The 26,967-nt window shown below is 42.6% G+C and carries 19 protein-coding genes and 1 pseudogene; 18 read left to right on the plus strand and 2 right to left on the minus strand.

Features of this window, described 5'->3' with window-relative positions; genetic code table 11:
* Positions 1-21 precede the first annotated feature (21 nt).
* Positions 22-1,374, plus strand: coding sequence for a cell envelope integrity protein CreD (gene creD, locus Bovatus_RS06215; RefSeq protein WP_004300163.1), 1,353 nt, complete (start codon positions 22-24; stop codon positions 1,372-1,374).
* A gap of 457 nt (positions 1,375-1,831) precedes the next feature.
* Here creD and Bovatus_RS06220 read toward each other — a convergent pair whose 3' ends face one another.
* Both Bovatus_RS06220 and Bovatus_RS06225 read right to left on the minus strand, forming a co-directional pair.
* Positions 1,832-2,275 (minus strand): GNAT family N-acetyltransferase, encoded by a 444-nt coding sequence (locus tag Bovatus_RS06220; protein ID WP_004300165.1) that lies wholly within the window; start codon positions 2,273-2,275, stop codon positions 1,832-1,834.
* Between the two features lie 29 nt (positions 2,276-2,304).
* The gene (locus Bovatus_RS06225; RefSeq protein ID WP_004300166.1) at positions 2,305-2,655 is read right to left on the minus strand and encodes a winged helix-turn-helix transcriptional regulator; all 351 of its coding nucleotides are present in this window, start codon (positions 2,653-2,655) and stop codon (positions 2,305-2,307) included.
* A gap of 166 nt (positions 2,656-2,821) precedes the next feature.
* On the opposite strand from Bovatus_RS06225, the gene Bovatus_RS06230 reads away from it, so the two are divergent.
* The 17 genes and pseudogenes from Bovatus_RS06230 to Bovatus_RS06310 all read left to right on the plus strand — a co-directional run bounded on the left by Bovatus_RS06230 (position 2,822) and on the right by Bovatus_RS06310 (position 26,959).
* The gene (locus tag Bovatus_RS06230; protein ID WP_004303842.1) at positions 2,822-3,349 is read left to right on the plus strand and encodes a DJ-1/PfpI family protein; all 528 of its coding nucleotides are present in this window, start codon (positions 2,822-2,824) and stop codon (positions 3,347-3,349) included.
* A gap of 499 nt (positions 3,350-3,848) precedes the next feature.
* Complete coding sequence (locus Bovatus_RS06235; RefSeq protein ID WP_004300169.1) at positions 3,849-5,453, plus strand: GAF domain-containing sensor histidine kinase; 1,605 nt, start codon at positions 3,849-3,851, stop codon at positions 5,451-5,453.
* A gap of 147 nt (positions 5,454-5,600) precedes the next feature.
* Positions 5,601-8,759 carry an ATP-binding protein gene (locus tag Bovatus_RS06240; protein ID WP_032846867.1) on the plus strand — a complete coding sequence of 1,053 codons (3,159 nt, stop codon included), beginning with the start codon at positions 5,601-5,603 and terminating at the stop codon, positions 8,757-8,759.
* 47 nt (positions 8,760-8,806) lie between these two features.
* Complete coding sequence (locus Bovatus_RS06245) at positions 8,807-10,108, plus strand: Na+/H+ antiporter NhaC family protein (RefSeq protein ID WP_004300171.1); 1,302 nt, start codon at positions 8,807-8,809, stop codon at positions 10,106-10,108.
* 106 nt (positions 10,109-10,214) lie between these two features.
* Positions 10,215-10,769, plus strand: a complete 555-nt coding sequence (locus tag Bovatus_RS06250) for a 30S ribosomal protein S16 (RefSeq protein ID WP_004300172.1) — start codon at positions 10,215-10,217, stop codon at positions 10,767-10,769.
* A gap of 177 nt (positions 10,770-10,946) precedes the next feature.
* Positions 10,947-11,942, plus strand: coding sequence for a GntR family transcriptional regulator (locus Bovatus_RS06255; protein WP_004300173.1), 996 nt, complete (start codon positions 10,947-10,949; stop codon positions 11,940-11,942).
* A 67-nt stretch (positions 11,943-12,009) separates the two neighbouring features.
* A complete protein-coding gene (fucI, locus tag Bovatus_RS06260; RefSeq protein WP_004300174.1) occupies positions 12,010-13,785 on the plus strand; it encodes an L-fucose isomerase in 1,776 nt (591 codons plus the stop codon).
* Between the two features lie 129 nt (positions 13,786-13,914).
* Positions 13,915-14,553: a class II aldolase/adducin family protein gene (locus Bovatus_RS06265; RefSeq protein WP_004300175.1), complete on the plus strand. Its 639-nt coding sequence runs from the start codon at positions 13,915-13,917 to the stop codon at positions 14,551-14,553.
* A 17-nt stretch (positions 14,554-14,570) separates the two neighbouring features.
* A complete protein-coding gene (locus Bovatus_RS06270) occupies positions 14,571-16,001 on the plus strand; it encodes a rhamnulokinase (RefSeq protein ID WP_004300176.1) in 1,431 nt (476 codons plus the stop codon).
* Positions 16,002-16,007: 6 nt separating this feature from the next.
* Complete coding sequence (locus Bovatus_RS06275) at positions 16,008-16,400, plus strand: L-rhamnose mutarotase (protein WP_004300177.1); 393 nt, start codon at positions 16,008-16,010, stop codon at positions 16,398-16,400.
* A gap of 19 nt (positions 16,401-16,419) precedes the next feature.
* On the plus strand, positions 16,420-17,730 hold the full coding sequence (gene fucP / locus Bovatus_RS06280; RefSeq protein WP_004300178.1) for an L-fucose:H+ symporter permease: 1,311 nt from the start codon (positions 16,420-16,422) through the stop codon (positions 17,728-17,730).
* Between the two features lie 242 nt (positions 17,731-17,972).
* Positions 17,973-18,524 (plus strand): RNA polymerase sigma-70 factor, encoded by a 552-nt coding sequence (locus tag Bovatus_RS06285; protein WP_004300179.1) that lies wholly within the window; start codon positions 17,973-17,975, stop codon positions 18,522-18,524.
* 56 nt (positions 18,525-18,580) lie between these two features.
* Positions 18,581-19,567, plus strand: a complete 987-nt coding sequence (locus tag Bovatus_RS06290; protein ID WP_004300180.1) for a FecR family protein — start codon at positions 18,581-18,583, stop codon at positions 19,565-19,567.
* Positions 19,568-19,711: 144 nt separating this feature from the next.
* Positions 19,712-23,050, plus strand: a pseudogene (locus tag Bovatus_RS06295) (TonB-dependent receptor).
* A gap of 4 nt (positions 23,051-23,054) precedes the next feature.
* The gene (locus Bovatus_RS06300) at positions 23,055-24,650 is read left to right on the plus strand and encodes a RagB/SusD family nutrient uptake outer membrane protein (RefSeq protein ID WP_004300183.1); all 1,596 of its coding nucleotides are present in this window, start codon (positions 23,055-23,057) and stop codon (positions 24,648-24,650) included.
* 24 nt (positions 24,651-24,674) lie between these two features.
* Entirely contained in the window at positions 24,675-25,709 is a 1,035-nt protein-coding gene (locus Bovatus_RS06305) for a glycoside hydrolase family 18 (RefSeq protein ID WP_032846860.1), read from the plus strand.
* Between the two features lie 14 nt (positions 25,710-25,723).
* Positions 25,724-26,959: a DUF1735 and LamG domain-containing protein gene (locus tag Bovatus_RS06310; RefSeq protein ID WP_032846868.1), complete on the plus strand. Its 1,236-nt coding sequence runs from the start codon at positions 25,724-25,726 to the stop codon at positions 26,957-26,959.
* Positions 26,960-26,967 lie beyond the last annotated feature (8 nt).

Consider the following 26,967-nt stretch of genomic DNA (forward strand, 5'->3'; position numbering starts at 1 on the left):
TCATCAAAACACTACTGGCTTATGGACGGTTTCAATGAAAATTCAAATGAGCAACAGGTGCAGCAACCTATGGGATGTCTCCACCGTTTCTCCAAAACAATCAAGGTTGTCATCATCGGATTATTAATTCTTCTCCTGATGATACCGATGTTCATGATTGAAAATCTTATTTCCGAACGGGGACGAACCCAGGAAGAAGCTATCGACGAGGTAAGTGAAAAATGGAGTCTGGCACAGACCATCACGGGCCCCTACCTGAATCTCCAGTATCCGGTCGTCATTGAAAATAACGGCGAGAAGAAGGTTTCTATCAAAGACCTGATACTTTTTCCCGATGAGCTTATGGTCAGCGGACAACTAAAGACTGAAATTCTGAAAAGAAGTATCTACGAGGTCAATGTATATCAATCGGAACTGACATTGAAAGGGTCATTCAGTTCGGAAGAATTGAAAAAGAGCAGAATAGATATGGAACAGCTGCAGTTTGACAGGGCAGCTATTTGCCTGAATCTGACCGATATGCGTGGCATCAGCGAACAAATCAGCATCACTTTGGGAGATTCAGTTTACATCTTCGAGCCGGGTATGGACAACAGAGGCATAGATAATACCGGAGTTCATGCGATCGCTAATTTGTCGGAATTGAAGCAGAATAAAAAACTCCCTTATGAAATAAAAATCAAACTGAAAGGTTCACAGTCACTCAACTTTATTCCGTTGGGTAAAACAACCCGTGTAGATCTGAAAGCCAACTGGAATACACCGAGCTTTACCGGAAACTATCTGCCTAACAACCGGAATATTACGGAGAAGGAATTTTCCGCGCAATGGCAGGTTTTAAACTTGAATCGGAATTATTCGCAGGTGATGGCTGACTACAACACCTCGAACATCAAAGATATTGAAAACTCCAGTTTCGGTGTGAATTTCAAAATTCCGGTGGAACAGTACCAGCAGTCCATGCGCTCCGCAAAGTATGCCATTCTGATTATCCTACTGACTTTCGGAGTGATCTTCTTCACTGAAATCATGAACAAGACCCGTATTCATGCCTTGCAGTATTTATTGGTAGGACTAGCTCTCTGTCTATTCTACAGCCTGCTCCTCTCTTTCTCCGAGCACGTCGGTTTCAACCCGGCCTATTTGTTATCTTCTGCACTGACTATTATACTGGTAGGCGGCTATATGTTCGGAATTACCAAGAAAAAGAAACCATCATTAATCATGTCCGGCCTATTGGCTATACTCTATATTTATATCTTTGTTCTTATCCAGCTGGAGACTTTCGCATTATTGGCAGGCAGCTTAGGACTGTTTATCATTCTGGCAATAGTGATGTATTTTTCAAAGAAAATAGACTGGTTTAATGAATAATCGGCTTTTCTTCTGAAACACTTGACAAATGGCTTTTTATTTTGTATCTTTGAGAAAACAAAAGCAATAAGAGAAATGAAAAATCTAGGAAAAATAGAGACATAAAGGACCTTTAAACTGATACATTTTAGTATTAATACAGATATATCATAGGGCAATGATCTAACGATCATTGCCCTATTTTGTTTATATTTTTACTTAACTCATTCTATAGAATCTCTAAAAATACTCAAAATAGTTTTTAATAAACTCTGATACCGTTTATAATAAACTATCAAAAAGTTTATTATAAACCGAAAGTACGTTTATTAAGAACGTAGTCTTTAATTGTAAAAATTGACAAACACGTTTTCATACAATAGGAGGTTATAAATAAGCCGTTCATTCATACAGTAACATAAACAAACAAAATTCTTTATTTCATCCAAACGATTGAACTTCCTTCACTCACTACACACTAAAATGTTTTCTTCAAATATATCATATCCACCAACTGCACACCATCCTCATACATCGGATGATCGTAGTTGTCAGTAAAGAAATTCTTTATCCGGTGAGAAACCGTGAAACCACAGTGTTCATAAAAAGATCTGGAAGAAGGTACATCGCCTGTACCCACTAACATTTCAGAACACTTTCCCTGATAATATTCAAATAAAAATTCGATTAAACGTTTTCCGTACCCCTGCCGTTGAAAGAAAGGAACGGTAGCAATATTCTTGATTTCATAAATACCTTCCCCTTCACGAGTCACTACACAAAGAGCTTTCAATCCGTTATCATAAAGAACGAACATATCGCCGCGCTCCAAATACCGGTCAATCATACTTTCCTGTTCATCAGCCAAGAGTAATAATTCGAGAAATTCTTTTTTATCTGAAGTTACTAGCTTTATCTCCATATTATCTATTTTATCATAAAATAAAAATGTTACCGACTCATTTGTCTGTGGTCCAAAATAGTATCCATATTCTCCAAAGCCCATCCCACCAGTCCTTCAATATGAGGAATCAAAGTGCCACCCGTATCTGTCAGACAATACTCCACACGGGGAGGTACTTCAGCATATACTTTCCGTTCAACCAATCCATCTGATTCCAGAGTACGCAATGTTACAGTCAACATTCTTTGTGAAACATCTTCTATCGTTTTATGAATATCACTAAAACGCATGGTGCCGTTTGCGTTCAGCGTAATAAGCACCAGCATCGACCACTTGTCTCCCAAGCGGCTAAGCACATCTCTTATCGGACAATTTCCTATCGGATGAAAGTTTTTCATTCTTTAACGTTTTGTATTTTATTGAGTTCCAACAATAGTTACCTCTATGTAACTTCCTTATTTTCAAGTACGTTATTGCATTTCTCAAACTAGAAAGATACATTTGCATCACAAAAGTAATAAACTTACTAATAATAACTATTGTTTCATTTAAATAATTATGATTATGGCAAAGAAAGTTGCAGTTTTAGCAGTGAATCCGGTAAATGGTTGTGGATTATTCCAATATTTGGAAGCGTTTTTCGAGAATGGCATTTCATATAAAGTATTTGCCGTATCGGATACGAAGGAGATTAAAACAAATTCAGAAATCAGCCTGACAGCAGACGATGTGATCACTAATTTGAAGGGACACGAAGATGAATTCGATGCACTCGTTTTCTCTTGTGGGGATGCAGTACCTGTATTTCAGCAGAATGCCGATAAACCCTATAACGTAGATTTGATGCAAGTCATTAAAACTTTCGGAGATAAAGGGAAAATGATGATCGGACATTGTGCCGGTGCAATGATGTTTGACTTTACCGGAATTACCAAAGGGAAGAAAGTAGCAGTTCACCCATTAGCTAAACCAGCTATTCAAAACGGAACAGCTACCGATAAGAAATCAGAGATAGATGGCAACTTTTTTACTGCTCAAGATGAAAACACCATTTGGACAATGATGCCACAGGTTATCGAAGCATTAAAATAATGTTTGCAACGTAGATATAAAACAATAAATATAAACATTATTATATTAATCTACGCATCCGAAGATGAAAAAGCACGTTCCTTTAAAAGCAACAGTGTGTTTCTCGGTGTACAACGGGTCGTTTCTTTTAAAGGAACGACCCGTTGGTTTTAAAGGAAAAATGTACATTTATTGCGCATTAATAATCAATCACTTACAGATTCAAAAAATTCAATGACCGACTAACTTCCCCAATCATTATTCAATTCAATAAATCCGCACAAGTGTTCACTCCTTTATTTCTCAAATGATTATTGTTAGTTAACTAAAATCCAAGAGAAATATCATATATCACATTCTCTTTTCGTACCAAAAAAAAGAAAAACGGAACATTACAAAAAATCTGAAACAGCGTTCATCATTTTTTAAAAGTCCGTATATTAGCAGCTTGAAGACTTGAAAGAGATAAACAGCATACTCCTTCCGAGTTTAAATAACCAAACAAGATGCCTAAAACAATATGATTAGAGAAAGAGAGAATTACAATGCATTTTTACTTCATTTTTTAGAAAGACTGAATAGCTGTGACTCTATTGAGAAAAAAATCACAGAATCACTTACGGATATTTGCGAATACTATGGCTTTAAAAGAGGATTCATTTATCAAACTGACGGATTTCGCTACTTCTATCTAAAGGAAACTGTCGGAAATAACGACAACGTTTTGCGACAACGTTTTGAAATCAGCGAAATGACCAATCAACATGTTGTCCGTGCAAATGGAAAGAACAAACCTTTTTATGCTTGCAGAAACCAAAATACTTCTTGGGATGATGTAGACATCGTGGATTTCTATAAAGTCGATTCATTACTAATCCGGCAAATTCAAGACTCCGAAGGAAAAATTATCGGATTCATCGGATTTGGAGACAGAGAACATGCAATATCTTTCACCGATGAAGAACTGCAAATGATTCATCTCATTTTAGGCTCCCTCTCCAAGGAAATAGCAGTGCGGGAATATAAAGAAAGAGAAGTACGGGCGAGCAAGACGTTAAGCAGCATCATGAATAATATGGGGGTTGACATCTACGTAAACTCTTTTGATTCCCATGATATGCTATATGCCAATGAATCTATGGCCGCTCCTTATGGAGGTATCGAACACTTTGAAGGAAAAAAATGCTGGCAGGCTCTATATAAAGATAAAACCGGAGAATGTGAGTTTTGTCCTAAGAAACATTTGATAGATGAAAACGGGCTGCCAACCAAGGTATATTCCTGGGATTACCAACGCCCGTTCGACAAATGTTGGTTCCGGGTATTCAGTGCAGCATTTGCCTGGATAGACGGACAGATGGCACACGTGATTACCAGCGTTGATATTGACCACCAAAAAACAATAGAAGAAGAACTAAGGATAGCCAAAGAAAAAGCGGAAAACCTGGACCGCTTAAAATCAGCCTTCCTCGCCAATATGAGTCATGAAATCCGTACTCCGCTCAATGCGATTGTCGGCTTTGCCAGTTTACTGGTCGAATCGGATGACAAAAAGGAACGCCAGGATTATGTCGATATCATGCAAGAAAACACCGAACTTCTTTTACAACTGATATCCGACATTCTCGACTTATCAAAAATAGAAGCCGGAACACTCGACTTCACCATGGATTATCTGGACATCAAGAGCTTCTGTGAAGATATCATACGCAATTATGATATAAAAGAAGATAAGCCGGTACCTGTATTACTAGCCCCCACCCTACCCAATTTTTATATCTATACTGACAAGAAACGTCTGATGCAGGTTATCACAAACTTTATCAACAATGCCCTCAAATTTACAAATAAGGGACAGATTCTTCTTGAATATCATCTGAAAGAAGATACCTGTGAAATTGAATTTTCCGTAGCTGATACAGGAATGGGGATTGAACCGGACAAAGTAGACCGGGTATTCGACCGCTTTGTGAAACTCAATTCATTCTCAAAAGGCACAGGCTTAGGGCTGTCTATTTGCAGGAGCATTATCGAACATCTCGGCGGCACTATTGGAGTGGAATCCGAGATGGGAACCGGCTCGCGTTTTTGGTTTACTCATCCCTACCAAAGCGTATCCCTATAAAATTGAATAAAAAGCCCGTTAATCAGAAAAAGACCTGAAGTCTTTTTTTCATTCATTTTTTATGGTCAAAATCAAGTTTAATTCATTTATTATTAATACTTTTGCCAATGCATAAACTTAATAAGCCACCAGAAAATTAAATTTAAAATGACAACTCTTTTTCAAACCAAAATAATTAACTCATATATAATAAAATTATTTTTGTCTTTCTGTCTATTAGCTTTTTCCTACATATCACCGATTCTAGCTCAAAAAGATTCAGTGAACTCGTCAAATTATCTTTTAATCATTAATTCATATACAGAAGCAGCTCCCTGGAGCTTCAGAATGATTTCAGCCATTACCGAATATGCCCAGAATTCGCCTCAATTAGCACTCTATACCGAACACATGAACATGCTAATGATGGACACAGACTCCACTTTGAATGAATTCAGACAGGCAGTTCTGGAAAAATACAAGCGACATTCTCCGCGTATGTTGATATTACTCGGAAACTCCAGCATGATATTACGGGACGACTTCAGAAAGATGTGGGGAAATATTCCGATTATACTATGTGCTGAAGAAGATTACATCGGCCCGAAGGAATTTTATCTCCAAAAGAAGCCTGTTGAGTTGACTGCAAGAACCCCGATTGCAGATATGGCGCAGCCTTACAATCTCACTTTCCTACATTCCAATTTCTATATTAAAGAAAATATAGACCTGATTTGCCGAATGACTCCCGATATTAAAAATTTCATATTTATCGGTGATGAACGGCAAAACAACCAGACTTACAATATGGTTATCAAACAAGAATTGAAAAAGAGCCATCCCGACATCAATTATCAATTCATATCGCCCCGGAAGATGCAAACCAATCATTTACTGGACACCCTTTACACCGTTGATCCTAAAACAACAGGAATACTTTTCTCTTCATGGTTTTACAAACACACCTTTGCCGGCAACACCTCGCTAGTTACAAATTCACACCTATTAGTCTCAACGACTTCCGCACCTCTGTTCAGCCTTGGGATGATGACAATCAAGGACAACGCAGGAGGAATAATTGGCGGATACATCTACGATCAACATGTATACAGCCAGAAAATCATACAAACGATCCAATCAATATTGAATGGCAAACAAGCATCCGAGATACCTTTTTACGAGCCTTCAGATGCCGCTCCGACTATCAACTACAATGTTTTGCTACGTAAAGGAATGTCGCCATACTTATGTCCACCGGGCACTATTTTCTTTAACAAGCCGCCTACGTTTTGGGAACAGTACGGATACTTTATTTTAGGAACCATAGTCTGCTTCATACTGCTTGCCCTATTCTTCCAATACCGCATCAGTCATCTGAATAAGCTCAAGAAAATACAACAGAAAGAGATTGACACAATGACTTCTTACAAAAACCTGATTAACAATATGCCTATATTGTATATGCAAGAAGAGTTAATCATGAATGAAGAAGGTACCCCTATAGAACTTGTATACCGGAATGTCAACGCTCATTTCGAGAAAAGTTTTTTCCGTAAAGAAGATGTAGTAGGCAAGAAAGCCAGTGAAATATTCCCTGAATCCATGCCGGAGTTCCTGCATTTCACCAAAATGTCACTTGCGGAAAACAAGGCTATCACTTTCCCCTATTATTTCAAACAGATAGACACCTTCTATGATGTAGTACTAAAAGGAACTCACCACAACAATATTGTCGATATTTTCTGCCTGGACAGCACCGAACTACACAAAGCACAACAAAAACTAAGTGCTACCAACAATAAACTGGCAATGGCACTGGACGTAGCCAATATCGTGCCTTGGAAATGGGATTTGCGAAGCAAAACCATACTTTGCGACATCAATAGGCCTATTGAGCTTAGCACAAACGATAAAGACGTGAATGAAGAACAATTGGCAGTGCCCGATTCCCAATATTTCTCAAAGATATTCAAAGAAGACCGTAAACGGGTAGAAAAAGCCTATGATGACCTGATAGAAGGGCGATCGGATAAAGTCAGGGAAGAATACCGGGTTATCAATGTACAGAATAACATTCACAGAATCGAATGGGTGGAAGCTCAAGCCGCTGTAGAGACCCGTGACGAAAACGGCAAGCCGCTCACCCTGGTCGGTTCTTCACTAGTCATCACCACACGGAAAAAGATGGAAATGGAATTGACCACAGCCAGAGACCGGGCAGAAGAATCCAATCGTCTGAAGTCTGCCTTCCTCGCCAATATGAGCCATGAAATCCGTACTCCCCTCAACGCTATTGTCGGTTTCTCCGGCATATTGGCTTCAACAGACGAGGAAGAGGAAAAGCAGGAATATGTGAGCATCATTGAAAACAATAATACCTTGTTATTGCAATTAATCAGTGACATTCTTGATTTATCAAAGATTGAAGCCGGAACATTGGAATTTCAATATTCCAACATAGACTTGAACAAAATGCTGAACGAGTTAACGAGCTCATTACAATTAAAAATAAAATCTGAAAAAGTACAGTTAACCTGCCATCTGGCAGAGAAAAACTGCTTTATCCATACAGAGAAGAACAGGCTGTCACAATTGCTCATCAACCTGATAAGCAATGCCATCAAATTCACCACTGAAGGATACATTCGTTTTGGTTATGAACTCCGCGGCAAAGAGATCTATTTTTATGTCAGCGATACTGGCTGTGGCATTCCCAAAGACAAGCAAAAGAGCATTTTCGGACGCTTCGTCAAATTAAATAGTTTCGAACAAGGCACCGGCCTGGGACTTTCTATCTGCCAGACTCTGGTAGAACACATGGGAGGTACCATCGGAGTAGACTCGGAAGAGGGCAAAGGTTCAACATTCTGGTTCACGCTGCCATATAAAGCCGCAATAGCCGTAGAAGAAAGCATAAAAAAAGAGGAAATTCAGCCGATAAGTATAGAAAAAAACAAGTTTACCATTCTGATTGCCGAGGATAATGAAAGTAACTACAAACTGTTCGCATCCATACTAAAGGGAGAGTATCAATTAATTCATGCCTGGGATGGACAAGAGGCGGTGGAAATGTTCAAGCAATATAATCCGCAGATTATATTGATGGACATCAATATGCCGGTCATGGACGGTTACGAGGCAACTAAAGAAATACGCAAATATTCTGCCAAGGTACCTATTATCGCCATTACGGCTTTTGCATACGCTTCGGATGAACAACGGGTGATGGAAAGCGGTTTTGACGGCTATATGCCTAAACCTATCAATGCCCGCCTGTTGAAAGCACAACTGACGGAAATCATGCAAAAGCGTATTATTTTACTTTAAGAGACAGAGAACCGAAAGCAAAAAACGAATATCTACATATTCCATTTATGACTGAAGAAAAAATACATAAAAACCGCACCGGAAGTTGGTGGGCATTAAGTCCGTTGCTCGTATTCTTATGCCTTTACCTGGTAACTTCCATTCTTGTCAACGACTTTTATAAAGTGCCTATCACGGTGGCTTTCCTTGTTTCTTCCTGCTACGCCATTGCTATTACCAAAGGATTGAAACTAGACCAACGCATCTATCAGTTCTCCGTGGGAGCTGCCAATAAAAATATCCTCCTGATGATATGGATATTCATTCTTGCCGGAGCCTTTGCTCATAGTGCGAAACAAATGGGAGCAATCGATGCCACTGTCAATCTGACACTGCATATTCTGCCGGATAACCTGTTACTGGCAGGCATCTTCATTGCCGCCTGTTTCATCTCTTTATCCATCGGAACCAGCGTAGGAACTATCGTCGCCCTTACTCCCGTTGCCGTAGGACTGGCAGAAAAGACAGAAATAGCTCTCCCCTTTATGGTAGCCGTCGTAGTAGGCGGTTCTTTTTTCGGAGACAACTTATCTTTTATCTCCGACACCACCATCGCTTCGACAAAAACCCAGGAATGTGTAATGCGCGATAAATTCCGTGTAAATTCTATGATTGTCGTCCCGGCAGCCATCATTGTGTTGGGAATTTACATATTTCAGGGACTATCCATTACCGCTCCCGCCCAAACACAGACCATTGAATGGATCAAAGTTATACCTTATATAATAGTATTAGGAACAGCCATTGCCGGAATGAACGTGATGCTCGTACTCATAATAGGTATATTGACAAGTGGCATCATTGGCATCGCGACCGGCAGCTTTGGAATTTTCGACTGGTTTGGTGCCATGGGAACGGGAATTACAGGAATGGGAGAACTGATTATTATCACTCTATTGGCCGGAGGGATGCTCGAAACCATCCGTTATAACGGTGGTATCGATTTCATTATCCGGAAACTCACCCGCCACGTCAATGGTAAAAGAGGAGCCGAACTAAGCATTGCCGCCCTGGTAAGTATCGCCAACTTATGTACAGCCAACAACACGATTGCCATTATAACAACAGGACCGATTGCCAAAGATATTGCCGTGAAATTCCATCTCGACCGAAGAAAAACAGCCAGTATCCTCGATACTTTCTCCTGCCTGATACAAGGGATTATTCCATACGGAGCGCAGATGCTGATTGCAGCGGGACTTGCCAGTATCTCCCCCATCAGTATCATCGGAAATCTCTACTATCCGTTTACAATGGGAGCATGCGCCCTGCTAGCAATTTTGTTCCGCTATCCGAAACGGTATTCGTAAAAAAGATGCGAAATGTTTGTCAATCAAAAGAAAAGCCGTATCTTTGTGCCCGCTATTACGAGATAATAGCATAATTCAAATCAATCATTAAAAACAATTATTTAAAATGGCAACTAGAATCAGATTGCAGAGACACGGACGTAAAAGTTACGCGTTCTATTCAATTGTAATTGCAGACAGCAGAGCACCACGTGATGGTAAATTTATTGAGAAGATTGGTACTTACAACCCTAACACCAATCCTGCTACAGTAGATTTGAATTTCGACGCTGCATTGGCATGGGTACTGAAAGGTGCACAACCAAGTGACACTGTACGTAACATTCTTTCTCGTGAAGGAGTTTACATGAAGAAACATCTTCTGGGCGGTGTAGCAAAAGGCGCATTCGGAGAAGCAGAAGCTGAAGCTAAATTCGAAGCTTGGAAAAACAACAAACAGTCAGGTTTGGCTACTTTGAAGGCTAAACAAGACGAAGCTAAGAAAGCTGAAGCAAAAGCACGTCTGGAAGCAGAAAAGAAGATCAACGAAGTGAAAGCAAAAGCACTCGCTGAAAAGAAAGCTGCTGAAGCTGCCGAAAAAGCTGCTGCTGAAGCACCTGCAGAAGAAGCTGCCGCAGCTCCGGCTGAAGAAGCTCCTGCAACAGAAGCTGCTGCTGAATAAATTTCAGCAGATTCCGAACAAGAAATCAGGAAAAGCTATAAATCCTCTCCGGTCCGCCGGAGGGGATTTTTTTATTGTTTTCTGCTATAAAACATATCAAATTATTTATTCCGTTCAGAATAAAATGCCTTTCTTTGCATCAGCATAGTTCAGCATAGTGTTATTTATTTTTCGAATATGAAACGAATTGATAAAAAGGCAACATTCGGACAACAGGCAAGCAAGGTTACGCAACTAGCGGACGCACTTAGCCAGGCGATTTCCAGAAAAGAATTTCTTGAAGGAGATTCTTTGCCTTCCATCAATCAGTTGAGTGCTCAATACGGAGTATCACGCGACACCGTTTTCAAGGCTTTCCTTGATTTACGCGAACGAGGCTTGATCGACTCCACTCCCGGCAAGGGTTATTATGTGACGAGCCAGGTGACCAATGTCTTATTGCTGCTCGACCAATATACTCCTTTCAAAGAAGCCTTATATAACAGTTTCGTCAGACATCTGCCTATCAACTATAAGGTAGACTTATTATTTCATCAATACAACGAACGGTTGTTCAATACGATCCTCCGGGAATCCATCGGGAAATACAACAAATACATCGTGATGAATTTCGATAACGAAAAATTCAGCACTGTTCTCAATAAAATTAATCCTTCAAGATTACTACTCCTTGATTTCGGCAAATTCGAAAAAGAAAAGTATTCATATATCTGCCAGGATTTTGATGAATTTTTCTATCAGGCATTGAATCTGCTCAAGGAAAGATTGAAGAACTATCACCAGCTCGTTTTTTTGTTTCCCAAAAGCCTGAAACATCCCCAAAGCAGTAAGGTGTATTTTACCCGTTTCTGTCAGGAGCAAGGATTCCTCTGTGAAATACAGGAGGATATTGAGAATCTGATCGTACGTAAGGGAGTTGCCTATATCGCCATCAAGCAACAAGATGTAGTAAAAGTGGTGAAACAAGGAAGATTGGAAGGGCTGAAATGCGGAAAAGATTTCGGTCTGTTAGCGTATAATGATATTCCTTCCTACGAAGTGATTGACGAAGGAATAACCTCATTGAGTATTGATTGGGAAATGATGGGAAACGAAGCGGCCAATTTCGTTCTTAATAATGTACCGGTTCAGAAGTTCTTACCAACAGAAGTAAGGCTTCGAAAGTCACTTTAATTTTTTTTGCGAATATATCAGCACAGTTCAGCACAGATATTAATTAATCCTTTAATAGATAGAAACCATGAAAAAGTATCCGAAAATCGGGATTCGTCCCACAATTGATGGTCGCCAAGGTGGCGTTCGCGAAAGCCTTGAAGAAAAAACAATGAATTTGGCAAAAGCAGTAGACGAGCTAATCAGCAACAACCTGAAAAACGGTGATGGAAGTCCGGTGGAATGTGTCATTGCCGATAGCACGATCGGACGCGTAGCCGAAAGCGCTGCTTGTGCGGAAAAGTTTGAAAGAGAAGGGGTCGGCTCTACCATTACCGTCACTTCTTGCTGGTGCTATGGTGCTGAAACGATGGATATGAACCCGCATTATCCGAAAGCTGTCTGGGGATTCAACGGCACAGAACGTCCGGGAGCTGTATACCTTGCTGCCGTACTTGCCGGACACGCACAAAAAGGCCTTCCCGCATTCGGTATCTACGGACGCGACGTTCAAGATTTGGACGACAACACAATCCCTGAAGATGTATCAGAAAAGATTCTTCGTTTTGCACGTGCTGCACAGGCAGTAGCTACGATGAGAGGCAAATCTTACCTGTCAATGGGTAGTGTATCTATGGGTATCGCCGGTTCTATTGTTAATCCTGATTTTTTCCAAGAGTATTTGGGAATGCGTAATGAGTCAATAGACCTCACAGAAATCATCCGTCGAATGGACGAAGGCATCTATGACCACGAAGAATACGCCAAAGCCATGGCCTGGACTGAAAAAAATTGCAAGACAAACGAAGGTGAAGACTTCAAGAACCGTCCTGAAAAACGTAAAACCCGTGAACAGAAAGATGCTGATTGGGAATTCATTGTAAAGATGACGATTATCATGCGCGACTTGATGACCGGAAATCCCAAATTGAAAGAAATGGGATTCAAGGAAGAAGCCTTGGGACACAATGCCATTGCAGCCGGTTTCCAGGGACAACGCCAATGGACAGACTTCTATCCTAACGGTGACTATCCGGAAGCTCTGCTCAATACTTCTTTTGACTGGAACGGTATCCGTGAAGCATTTGTCGTAGCTACCGAGAACGATGCCTGCAACGGCGTAGCTATGCTGTTCGGACATCTATTGACCAACCGTGCACAAATATTCTCCGACGTACGTACTTACTGGAGTCCTGAAGCCGTGAAACGTGTAACCGGCAAAGAGTTGAGCGGATTGGCAGCAAACGGTATCATCCATCTTATCAATTCCGGTGCAACGACTCTCGACGGTTCCGGCCAATCATTAGACGCAGCAGGCAATCCGGTTATGAAAGAACCATGGAACCTGACGGACGCTGATGTAGAGAACTGTCTCAAAGCAACGACCTGGTATCCGGCAGACCGTGACTACTTCCGTGGGGGTGGCTTCTCGTCCAACTTCCTGTCAAAAGGCGGAATGCCTGTTACCATGATGCGCCTCAACCTGATTAAAGGCTTAGGCCCTGTCCTGCAAATCGCAGAAGGTTGGACAGTGGAAATTGATCCGGAAATCCATCAGAAACTCAATATGCGTACAGATCCTACATGGCCTACCACCTGGTTTGTACCCCGCCTGTGCGAAAAACCGGCTTTTAAAGATGTATATTCAGTAATGAATAACTGGGGAGCCAATCATGGAGCTATCAGCTATGGACACATCGGTCAGGACTTAATCACTCTTGCTTCCATGCTCCGTATTCCAGTATGTATGCACAATGTAGAAGAAGATCAGATGTTCCGTCCGGCAGCCTGGAATGCCTTCGGCATGGATAAAGAAGGATCAGACTACAGAGCTTGTGCAACTTATGGCCCTATCTATAAATAAACAAGTTTTTTTCGTCCTGTATAAATAAATATTTTAACTTTGCCGTTCGTAGGGATGGGGTCCCCCACCCGACACATAACAAATGTCGGGATAGCCCCGCCCCCTACAGCGACTTAAATAAGTAACACTATGATTACTAACGAACATATTGCACAGTTCATTGCACAAGCACATCGTTACGGGGATGCAAAGTTAATGCTTTGCAGCAGCGGTAACCTTTCCTGGAGAATCGGCGAAGAAGCATTGATTTCTGGTACGGGTTCCTGGGTTCCCACACTTGGCAAAGAAAAGGTTTCAATCTGCAATATCGCCAGCGGCATTCCTGCCAATGGTGTAAAACCCTCTATGGAAAGTACATTCCATTTGGGTATTCTCCGTGAACGTCCGGACGTCAATGTCGTTCTCCATTTCCAATCGGAATATGCCACCGCTGTCTCCTGCATGAAGAACAAGCCGGCAAATTTCAATGTAACAGCAGAAATTCCTTGCCATGTAGGTTCGGAAATACCTGTGATTCCGTATTATCGTCCCGGCTCACCGGAACTGGCGAAAGCCGTGGTAGAAGCCATGCAAAAGCATAACTCGGTTTTACTGACCAACCACGGACAAGTGGTGTGCGGAAAAGACTTCGACCAAGTATATGAACGGGCTACTTTTTTCGAAATGGCTTGTCGCATCATTGTTCAATCCGGCGGTGATTATTCAGTGCTCACACCGGCAGAAATTGAAGACCTGGAAATCTACGTATTAGGAAAGAAAACCAACTAATATCCAGGCATATTACCATGAAAGATACCATCAAACACACTTATTTAGCAGCAGACTTCGGAGGCGGCAGCGGGCGAATCATCGCCGGCTTTCTTCTTAACGACAGGCTGGAATTGGAAGAGATATACCGCTTCTCCAACCGGCAGGTCAAACTAGGCAATCATATTTACTGGGACTTCCCGGCTCTGTTCGAAGATATGAAAACCGGACTAAAACTGGCTGCACAAAAAGGATATGCCGTAAAAGGTATTGGTATTGACACTTGGGGAGTGGATTTCGGACTGATTGACAAACATGGAAACCTATTAGGAAATCCAGTCTGTTACCGGGATGCAAGAACAGAGGGAATGCCGGCAGAAGTATTCAAGTGCATGGATGAACATCGACATTATGCCGAAACCGGTATTCAGGTGATGCCTATCAATACGCTGTTTCAACTTTACAGCATGAAGCAAAATCAAGATGCACAGTTGGAAGTTGCCCGGCAACTTTTATTCATGCCCGATCTCTTCAGTTATTTCCTGACAGGGGTAGCCAATAATGAATATTGTATCGCCTCCACCTCTGAATTACTCAACGCCAAATCACGCAACTGGTCATTCGATACCATACATAGCTTAGGTCTTCCCGAACATCTGTTCGGTAAAATCATTCTTCCCGGAACAATCAGAGGCACTCTGAAAGAGGATATTGCACGCGAAACCGGACTGGGTGCCGTAGACGTTATTGCCGTAGGTTCACATGATACAGCCAGTGCCGTAGCTGCTGTTCCTGCTGCAGAAAGTCCTATCGCTTTCCTTAGTTCCGGCACTTGGTCGCTACTGGGAGTTGAAGTGGACGAACCCATATTAACGGAAGAAGCAAGAAAAGCTCAATTCACCAATGAAGGAGGTGTAGACGGCAAAATCCGTTTCCTCCAGAATATAACAGGATTATGGATTCTGCAACGCTTGATGAGCGAGTGGAAAGCGTGTGGCGAGGAACAAGATTATGATATAATCATCCCGCAAGCAGCCGAAGCCGAGATTGATACAATCATCCCTGTAGACGACACCATATTCATGAATCCGGAAAATATGGAGAATGCGCTTATTCATTATTGCCGGAATCATGCTTTGCAAATTCCCCAAAACAAGGCAGAGACTGTACGATGTGTGCTCCAGTCATTAGCTTTCAGATATCGGCTGGCTGTGGAACAGCTCAACCGTTGCCTCCCCGCTCCAATCCGTCAGTTAAATATCATCGGAGGAGGATCACAAAATAAGTTACTCAACCAACTGACAGCTGACGAACTCGGTATTCCTGTTTATGCAGGTCCGGTGGAAGCCACTGCAATGGGAAACATTCTGACGCAGGCAATGGCTAAAGGAGAAATTGCCAATCTTCGTGAATTGCGGGAAATTGTCACTCGCAGCGTTACACCACAAGTATATTATCCTAAAAAATAAAAGTATATGGAAACATCTAAAACCGGTTATCAGGTTCAATCTTATGACGTTCCCGTCAAACGATATTGCCAAACCCTTGATTTACGCGATTCTCCGGAACTAATCGCCGAATATCGGAAAAGACATAGCCAGGCGGAAGCATGGCCGGAAATTCTTGCCGGTATCCGGGAAGTTGGCATCCTGGAAATGGAAATTTATATCCTGGGAACCCGACTGTTTATGATCGTCGAAACTCCCCTTGATTTTGACTGGGACACGGCAATGGAACGTCTGAACACCCTTCCCCGCCAACAAGAGTGGGAAGAATATATGGCTATCTTCCAACAAGCCGCACCCGGAATGAGTTCCGCAGAGAAATGGAAACCGATGGAAAGAATGTTCCATTTGTATAATACTTAAAAAAATACCAGAGACAACCATGAAACACACCAAGCAGTCCATCATTTCGAAAGATGGCATCAGTTATCTTATACCTTTTATTCTCATTACCTCCTGTTTTGCGTTATGGGGATTTGCCAATGACATTACCAATCCGATGGTAAAGGCATTCTCTAAAATCTTCCGGATGAGTGCCACCGACGGGGCATTGGTACAGGTTGCCTTCTATGGAGGCTACTTTGCAATGGCTTTCCCGGCTGCCATCTTCATCCGCAAATATTCCTACAAAGCAGGTGTTTTGTTAGGACTGGGTATGTATGCTTTCGGAGCCTTCTTATTCTTCCCCGCCAAAATGACGGGTGAGTACTATCCGTTTCTGATTGCTTATTTTATTCTGACCTGCGGATTATCTTTCCTCGAAACAAGCTGTAATCCGTATATTCTTTCCATGGGAACGGAAGAAACAGCTACCCGGCGATTGAACCTTGCACAGTCTTTCAACCCGATGGGGTCACTTCTCGGAATGTATGTAGCCATGCAGTTCATTCAAGCGAAATTGCATCCGATGTGTACCGAAGACCGCGCATTGCTTAACGACAGCGAATTTCAAGCAATCAAAGAAAGCGACCTTAGCGTCCTGATTGCTCCTTATCTCATTATCGGACTGATTATCGTAGCCATGTTGCTTCTGATACGATTCGTCAAGATGCCTAAGAATGGAGATCAGAATCATAGAATAGACTTCTTCCCTACACTGAAACGTATTTTCACCCAAACGCGTTATCGTGAAGGTGTAATTGCCCAATTTTTCTATGTAGGTGCACAAATTATGTGCTGGACTTTCATCATTCAGTATGGAACACGCTTGTTCATGTCACAAGGTATGGACGAGAAAAGTGCGGAAGTACTATCTCAACAATATAATATCATAGCAATGGTGATATTCTGTATTAGCCGTTTTATCTGTACGTTCATTCTGCGCTATCTCAATGCGGGTAAATTGCTGATGATTCTTGCTATCTTTGGAGGTATTTTCACTTTAGGTGTAATCTTCCTTCAAAATATCTTCGGAATGTATTGTCTGGTAGCAGTATCGGCTTGTATGTCATTGATGTTCCCTACCATCTACGGTATTGCCTTGAAAGGTATGGGAGATGATGCGAAGTTCGGAGCTGCCGGCCTTATTATGGCTATCCTGGGAGGTTCTGTTCTTCCACCGCTACAGGCAAGCATCATTGATTTGGAACAAATAGCGTGGTTACCGGCTGTCAATGTTTCATTTATTCTTCCGTTCATCTGTTTTCTTGTAATTATCGGCTACGGTTACCGCACAGTGAAAAGAAACTGGTAAAATACATATCTAAAAATAGTGACGGTATCACATTGGTATACCGTCACCATCTCACTCGAATAGTGACGCCATCCCTACTGGATAGCGTCACTATTTTTTTCCTTTTCACAGTTAAGAGTTCATAAAAACACAGAACTTGAAGTCGTTTTTTTAGTTTCCTTTTTCGCATACCAATCTTGGCTTCTTAGTATTGTTGAATTATTTACATACATTTGTCTCATACCAACAGACCTGATAAACCTATGAGCCAAAACCAAGACCCTATTCATCTAGCCCGCCAATTCGAAATTATATTTACCACGCACTATTCCGCTGTTAAATATTTCGCTATAAACTTGCTCAAATCTGAAGAGGACGCAGAAGATATCATTCAGGATGTGTTCGCTAAATTATGGACACAACCGGAGGTCTGGCTGAAAAACAAAGACATAGGCCAGTATATCTACGCCATGACTAAAAACACAACTTTCAATTTCATCAAACGCAAAAGAGTGGAACAATCCTATCAGGAACAATTATCGCAGAAATATCTAATCGAAGACTTACTAAAATCCGAAGATACTCTCGACCCTATCTATTATAAAGAAGCACTATTAATCATCCGCCTAATTCTCGACCGCCTTCCCGAACGCCGCAGAAAAGTTTTTGAAATGAGCCGCATCAACAATATGAGTAATATGGAGATAGCACAAGCACTCAATATTTCCGTACGAACTGTGGAACACCAAATCTATCTGACCCTGCTCGAAATAAAAAAAACTATTTTTATTGCATTTTTCTTGTGTTTCTTTTAAGTAATCCCCCATTTTCGATTGTGCTAATAGTGTAACCACTAAAAAGAACAGCGCAAATGAGGAACTTTTTTCAGAAAATACTGATATTATTTACCGGCAATAACTATCCGGAAGCTACCCAAAATGAATTCTATCAATGGCTGGTAGATGAGGATCATGCATCCCAGAAAGAAGATGCTTTGAGAGAGCTATGGAACAAAGCGCAACGGCAAAAAAACGTGAAAGGAATGCAGAAGTCTTACGAACGCCTGAAAAAACAGCAAGGTATTCCAACCGTACCCAAAGAGAGAAGAATTCGCCCAATACATATATGGCAATCCGCAGCTGCTATCTTATTCCTCCTGCTTGCCTCTTCGGTCTATCTATCGACTGTAGGCACAAAAGCGGAAACCGACTTGTTACAGCAATATATTCCGATAGCAGAAATGAGAAGTTTGACGCTGCCCGACGGAACAAAAGTGCAACTCAACTCGAAAAGTACACTTTTATATCCGCAGGAGTTTACCGGAGATAGTCGTAGTGTATTCCTGTTAGGCGAAGCCAACTTCAAGGTTAAGCCGGACAAGAAACGTCCGTTTATCGTGAAATCCAATGATTTACAGATTACTGCGTTAGGTACGGAATTTAATGTATCTGCCTACCCTGAAAGCCAGGAAATAGCAACGACCCTCATTTCAGGCAGTATCCGTGTAGATTATAACAATCTGACAACAAGTGTCATTCTCCATCCCAACGAACAGTTTGCCTATAACAGAAACAATAAGAAATATGATCTCTCCAATCCGGATATGGACGATGTGACAGCCTGGCAACGCGGAGAACTGGTTCTGCAAAAGATGACGCTGACGGACATCATCAACGTATTGGAGCGAAAATATCCTTATGCCTTTGTATATAGTATCAAGAACCTCAAAAACGACAGGTTCAGTTTTCGTTTCAAGGACAACGCACCACTCGAAGAAGTGATGGAAATCATCGTGAACGTGGTCGGACAAATGGACTATAGAATAGTAGAAGACAAGTGCTATCTAACAAGAATATAACTTTTTAACCTTATATGCCATGCAAAAAAATACCCGGAACAGAGGCCTCACTCCGTCCCGGATATGAAATCTGAATTCCCAATATTAGAGTTTACTCTACAAATTACCTCGAAATAATTTAGTCAATAACCTAATACTAAGAAAATGCTACAAATTTATAAATTTATAGTAGACAAGAAGACAAAGGGAAGAAGTTTTATGCTTTTTTTCTGTTTGATGCTCGCCACAACAGTTTCCCTTGCACAAAATGGCGCTAAAGTCACTATTAAAAAGAATAGTATATCTGTGATTGAAGCACTAAAAGAAGTTGAAAGACAATCCGGCATGTCCGTAGGCTACAACGATTCCCAACTGAAAAACAAACCGGCCATCACCCTCAATATAGAGGCGGCTTCGTTGGAAAATGCGCTCGCTCAAATTCTCAAAGGTACAGGTTTCACCTATCAACTGAAAGAGAAATATATCATGATTATTCCGGAACAAAAGAAAGAAAGCAACCCGACCAAAAAGATCACCGGTAAGGTAGTTGATGAAAACAACGATCCCTTGATCGGAGTGAACATCAAAGTGGAAGGCACTGCCGCCGGATCTATCACAGACATCGACGGGAACTTCCTGATCAAAGCTTCCACCGGAAATACACTGACATTTACTTATATCGGTTATACTTCAGGAAGCATTAAAGTCACCAACCAGAATAATTACCGCATTCAACTGACAGCCGATACGCAACAGCTATCGGAAGTTGTAGTAACTGCTCTCGGCATCAAACGCGAGCAAAAAGCATTGAGCTACAACGTCCAGCAAATCGGAGCAGACAAGATGCCGGAAATAAAAGACGCCAACTTTATCAACAGTTTGAGCGGAAAGGCTGCCGGCGTTGTCATTAATGCTTCTTCTTCCGGTGTGGGAGGTGCCAGTAAAGTGGTGATGCGTGGTACAAAGTCTATCGAGCAGAGCAGTAATGCGCTATACGTCATTGACGGTATTCCGATGTATAACTTCGGCGGTGGAGGCGGTACTGAATTTGACTCCAAAGGTGCTACGGAAGCCATTGCGGATATTAATCCCGACGATATTGAAAGCATCTCTTTCCTGACAGGTGCGGCAGCAGCCGCAATGTATGGCAGCAACGCTGCCAACGGCGCTATTGTAGTGACTACCAAGCGGGGACAGATAGGAAAACTGTCGGCTACTTTCTCAAGCAGCATGGAATTTATGAACCCATTTGTATTGCCCAAGTTTCAGAATCGGTATGGAACCGGTACACGGGGCGATGCGGAAGGTTCTCCCATATTAAGTTGGGGGCCTAAACTGAATCCGGCCAACCAAACAGGATATGAACCCACCGACTTCTTTGATACGGGAGCGGCTTACAGCAACTCCATCACCCTCTCGACAGGTACGGACAAGAACCAAACGTTCTTTTCTGCCGCAGCAGTCAATTCAGAAGGGATGATTCCGAACAATAGGTACAACCGATATAATTTCACATTTCGCAATACGACTCATTTCCTGAATGACAAGATGAAATTGGATGTAGGAGCCAGTTATATCATACAAAATGACCGCAACATGACCAATCAGGGAGTTTATTCCAATCCATTGGTTTCGGCTTACCTGTTTCCACGGGGCGATAACTTTTCTCTAGTAAAAGCCTTCGAACGTTATGACGAAGCACGTAAAATCAATGTGGCTTACTGGCCGCAAGGTGAAGGGGATTTGCGTATGCAGAATCCTTACTGAATTGCTTACCGGAACGTCCGCACGAATGAGAAAAAGCGTTATATGCTGAATGCCGGACTGACATACGACATTTTGGACTGGCTGAATGTATCGGCACGTATCCGCGTGGATAACACCGACAATACTTATCAGCAAAAGCTATACGCAAGTACGATCTCTACACTGACCGAAGGTAGTACCCAGGGACATTACACCATCCAAAAGGTGAACGAAACACAGACGTATGCCGACTTCATGGTGAATATCAATAAACGCATTGACGACTTCACGGTAGTAGTCAATGCCGGTACTTCATTGAGCGACAACTCCAGTGATTTACTGGGTTACGGTGGTCCGATTCGCGACACGGGAGTACCCAACGTATTCAATGTATTTGATTTGGATAATGCCAAGAAACGGACAACACAGGAGGGTTGGGAAGAAATGACGCAGTCTATTTTTGCCAGTGCGGAAATAGGATGGAAAAGCATGCTGTACCTGACGTTGACCGGACGTAACGACTGGGCTTCCCAGTTGAAAGGCTCGAATCCTACTTCTTTCTTCTATCCATCGGTAGGTCTTTCGGCAGTAATCAGCGAAATGGTGACATTACCCAAAGCGATTGATTACCTGAAAGTACGCGGGTCATTCAGTTCTGTGGGTACCCCCTACCCGCGTTTTCTGGTACAACCGACTTACAGCTATGACCCTACCAAACAGGACTGGAACGCCAAAACCCATTATCCTATCGGCAAACTGAAACCGGAACGTACCGACTCCTGGGAAATAGGTGTGGACGGAACTTTCTTCAAGGATTTCAAAGTCAGTGGTTCATTCTACTATGCCAATACCTATAACCAGACATTCGACCCGAAAATCACCGTGTCTTCCGGCTATTCGACTCTTTATGTGCAAACCGGTTATGTACGCAATCTCGGTGTCGAGGGGCTACTCTCTTACGGACATACATGGCGCGACTTCGGATGGAACAGTAATTTCACTTTCTCCTGGAATAAAAACAAAATTGTGGAGTTGGTTAAGGACTATGTGCATCCCGAAACCGGAGAAATCGTCAACAAAGACCGCCTTGAACTAAAAGGACTGGGATATACCAAATTTATCCTGAAAGAAGGAGGCACACTGGGAGACCTGTACACGAATGCCGACTTCATACGTGACGATAAAGGATATATCCAGATAGACAAAAATGGGGATGTCGCCAAAACGGATAATCTACCTGACATCAAATTAGGCAGCGTATTTCCTAAAGCAAACCTGGCATGGAACAACAGCTTTTCTTACAAAGGTATTTATGCGGGATTCCAATTAAGTGCCCGCCTGGGAGGTATTGTTTATTCAGCCACACAGGCTGCTCTCGACCAATATGGCGTATCCGAAGCATCTGCTGCCGCCCGTGACCGTGGCGGAGTACTCGTCAACGGACGTAGCTGGGTGAACGCACAGCAGTATTACGAGATTGTAGCTACCTCAAGCGGGCTGCCGCAATATTATACGTATAGTGCCACAAATCTGCGTTTGCAGGAAGCGCACATCGGATACACCATCCCCCGCAAATGGTTGGGTAATATCTGCGACATCAACGTCTCTGTAGTGGGACGTAACCTGTGGATGATTTATTGCAAAGCACCTTTCGACCCGGAAGCGATTGCCACAACAAGCAATTTCTATCAGGGAATCGACTACTTCATGATGCCCAGTACACGCAATTTTGGTTTTAATGTAAAGATTAACTTCTAAAACTATGAATACTCAAATGAAAGAATACAGAAAAGCAACCCTCCGACTGGCATACCTGCTAACGCTGATGCTATGGACGGGAAGTTGTATCGATATGGATATCAATCGTAATCCTTACGAGACAACGCAGGATGAACTGATGCGCGAAAACCATATCATCGGCTCGTCTCTAAAGAGCATGGAAGCATTGGTGGTTCCCACACAAGAGCATCTTTATCAATTTGTGGAAGCGATGTGCGGAGGAGCCTACGGGCGTTATTTTGGAGAGACTCGTGTGGGTTGGACTGAAAAATACTCGACTTATAATCCCAAGTCGGACTGGCTGAAGGCTTCGTTCTCCGATCCTATCTCGGAAATGTATCCTTCCTACCGGGATATTATCAACCGTACCAATGACCCCGTCGCACTGGCATTCGCCAAGATTCTGCGAGTCGCTATCATGCACCGGTCTACGGATATGTTCGGGCCGATTCCCTATACCAAAGTATTGGGAGATAAAACGGAAGGTGACGGCCTTAGTGCTCCTTATGACTCTCAAGAGGAGGTTTATGTGGCTATGTTCAAGGAATTGGAAGAAGCAGATGAAGCTCTGAAGGAGAATCTAGGTCTAAGTGCGGAAGGATTTAAGAAACTGGATAATCTTTATTATGGAGATGTGCGGAAATGGTATAAATACCTTCACTCGTTACAGCTTCGCATGGCCATGCGTATCGTTTATGTGAAACCGGAACTGGCCAGGGAAATAGCCGAGAAAGCCGTAGCCGCAGGTGTGATAGAGAACAATGAGGACAACGCGCAACTGCATGTGGAGGAGAATCGTTCGGCTCTCTGTTTCAATGATTGGAAGGATTACCGGATAGCTGCGGAAATCGTTTCCTATATGCAGGGATATAACGATCCGCGTTTGGAAAAATACTTCACCCAGGGAAAGTATCAGGATGATACCGATTACTATGGGCTACGCATTGGTATTCTTCCTTCCAAAGTGACGGACGACGAGTTGATACAAACCTATTCCAACCGTTTGATGACTGCCAATGATACGTATATGTGGATGACTGCCGCCGAGGTCACGTTCCTTCGCGCCGAAGGTGCCCTGCGGGGATGGGCAATGAGCGGAGATGCCCAACAGCTATATGAGAAGGCGATCACCCTTTCCTTTGAGCAATGGGGCGCAAGCGGAGCAAGCGGATACTCCCAGAATAAAGCATTGGTGCCGGGGGCTTACAAAGACCCGAGAGGTACATACAGCGCCCAATCTCCGAGCAGCATCACCATTGCCTGGAACGAGGACAAGGAGAATACCCGTTTCGAAGAAAACCTGGAACGTATCATTACTCAAAAATGGATTGCCATGTTTCCTCTGGGCATTGAAGCCTGGTGCGAACATCGCCGCACAGGGTATCCTAAATTCCTTCCGATAATGGACAACAAGGGAGTGGGAATCACTAACCTGACACTGGGAATACGACGTCTCTCCTATCCTGCTGAAGAATATCAGCTGAATGCGGAAAATATGCTCGGTGCCCTGCGAAAGCTCAATGGAGAAGATAACGGCGCTACCCGCTTATGGTGGGACTGCAATCCGAATGTAAAATAATGTGGAACTTAAACCCAAGATACAATGAAACTGAATTCATTCATAAGTGTCATATTGACCGTAGCCTGCTCACTGATGTTCGTTGCCTGTAGCGACTGGACAGAACCGACACCGGTTGATTACAACCCTATATTTCCCGACGAACAAGACCCCAGCTTGCATGAAAAATACGAGCAAAGTCTGAAAGAATACAAAAACCGGAAGCATACGTTAATGTTAATACGTTTTGCCAACAATCCGGGTACGACATTGGGCGAACAGGATTTCTTGCGTTCCTTGCCCGATAGCGTAGATTTTGTGGTGCTGACCAACGCTGATAATCTGTCCGTTTATGATAAGGAAGACATATCCAAACTCAAACGGACTGGCACCAAATTTCTCTATTACAAGAATTTATCCGAATTCTACGACCAATGCGAAGAAACAGAAAACCTGGAAGAATTCAAAACGAAAATGAATGCGGCATTGAAAAACGGGGAGAGTGATGAATTTGACGGTTATTATGTGCAGTTTGGTCGTGCCGGAAGTATGATGCATGTCGATTTCTTCAATGAGGTAACGACGGCTATCCGGGAAAAACTTGCCGCTATCGGCGGTCCGAAAGCTAATAATGGAAAGTTGGTTTTCTTTGATGGCATCGTCACATTTACAGTGGATTATAGCGGAAGATACGAAGAGCCGTTCATCGATTTGGTAGACTATTTCGTGGATGGGCAAATTGTGTTGCTTGAAAGCTCACTCGAAATAAAACTGAATATGAGCCAACCTGTAGGTTTCTATGGGAAAATGCCCAAAGAGAAAGTGATAACGACAGCCACTCCTCCGACCGATGACGGTAAAACCGGTATCATCAGCCGGGAAGATTTGGATGTTATACAAACCTCGGAAGGGATGGCCTACATCATCAATCATTTCATCACAGGACTGGGTAACAATGGTCCGCTGGCAGGAGTTTCTATCTACAATGCCAATGAAGATTATCTCGCCACCGATGGGGTGACTAACTACCGCCGTATACGTGATGCTATCCAAAAACTGAACCCATCACCGATTAATTAATGAAAGGAGGAACTATGAAACGATATAAAATAATCATCTCTCTGGCTGCAATCATCTGCGGACTGATGATTGCCTGTGACAATACGGATTACAGCAATAAAGCACCATTCGACAACATGGTCTATATCAAGGAAGCCAGTAACAGCAATTCAGAAAGAGTGACTTTCCGAAATACGCTGAATGAACAGAAACGTGCCTTCAGCGCCAAGTTGACTTACCCGGCAGGAAAAGACATCGTAGTGAAGCTGAAAGCGGATCCCGAACTGATAAACGAATTCAATGCCCGGCACGGGACTGATTATGGAATGCTGGATAGTAAATATTATAGCCTGTCGAACAGCGAACTGATTATCAAAGCCGAAAAGAGTGAATCATTGATTGATACGATCTATTTTAATAACCTGTTAGATCTGGAGATTGATAAAACTTATCTGGTTCCGCTCACCATCTCTGAAACGTCGGGTGGCGTTCATCTATTGAACGGTTCGAAAACATTGTTCTATCTGGTGCGCCGTTCAAGCGCTATCACGGTAGCCGCCAACCTGAAAGACAATTATCTGGAAGTGCCTACTTTCCTCGACGAAGAGAAAAATGCCTGTCTGAAAGAATTAGGTCAGATTACCATGGAAGCACTGGTATATGTAGAGGACTTTACATACAGCGGACCAAGCAATACGGCCGGTGCATCGGATATCAGTACGATCATGGGAGTAGAACAGCATTTCTTAATGCGTATAGGTGATACAAGTTTCCCACGCCAACAGTTGCAGATGCAGGGACCGGACGGAGTCAAATTCCCCGCCGCCGACAGGGCTAAGTCACTGAATGCAATGACATGGTATCATATAGCGCTGGTGTACAACGCCAAGGAACATTTTATTGCCTATTATGTGAACGGACAACTGCAAAGTCAGGATATCTCTTATGGAAAAGGAGCTACTGTGGATATCTGTGGAACGCCGGATTGCGAATTCCAGATAGGACGCTCTTATGAAGATGAGCTACGGCAACTCAACGGTAACATCGCAGAGATACGTATCTGGAACACTTGCCGTACGAAAGAGGAAATCTGGACGAATATGTATAAAGTGGAAGATCCTGAAAACGAAGAAAGCCTGCTTGCTTACTGGAAATTTAATGAAGGTGAGGGAAACATTGTCAAGGACCATTCGAAACACGGATTCGATGCAGTATCTGCCGAACCTCTTGTGTGGCCGACGGGAATCGAAATTCCACAAATCAACAAGTAATCATTCAC

The organism is Bacteroides ovatus (assembly GCF_001314995.1).
Lineage (GTDB): Bacteria > Bacteroidota > Bacteroidia > Bacteroidales > Bacteroidaceae > Bacteroides > Bacteroides ovatus.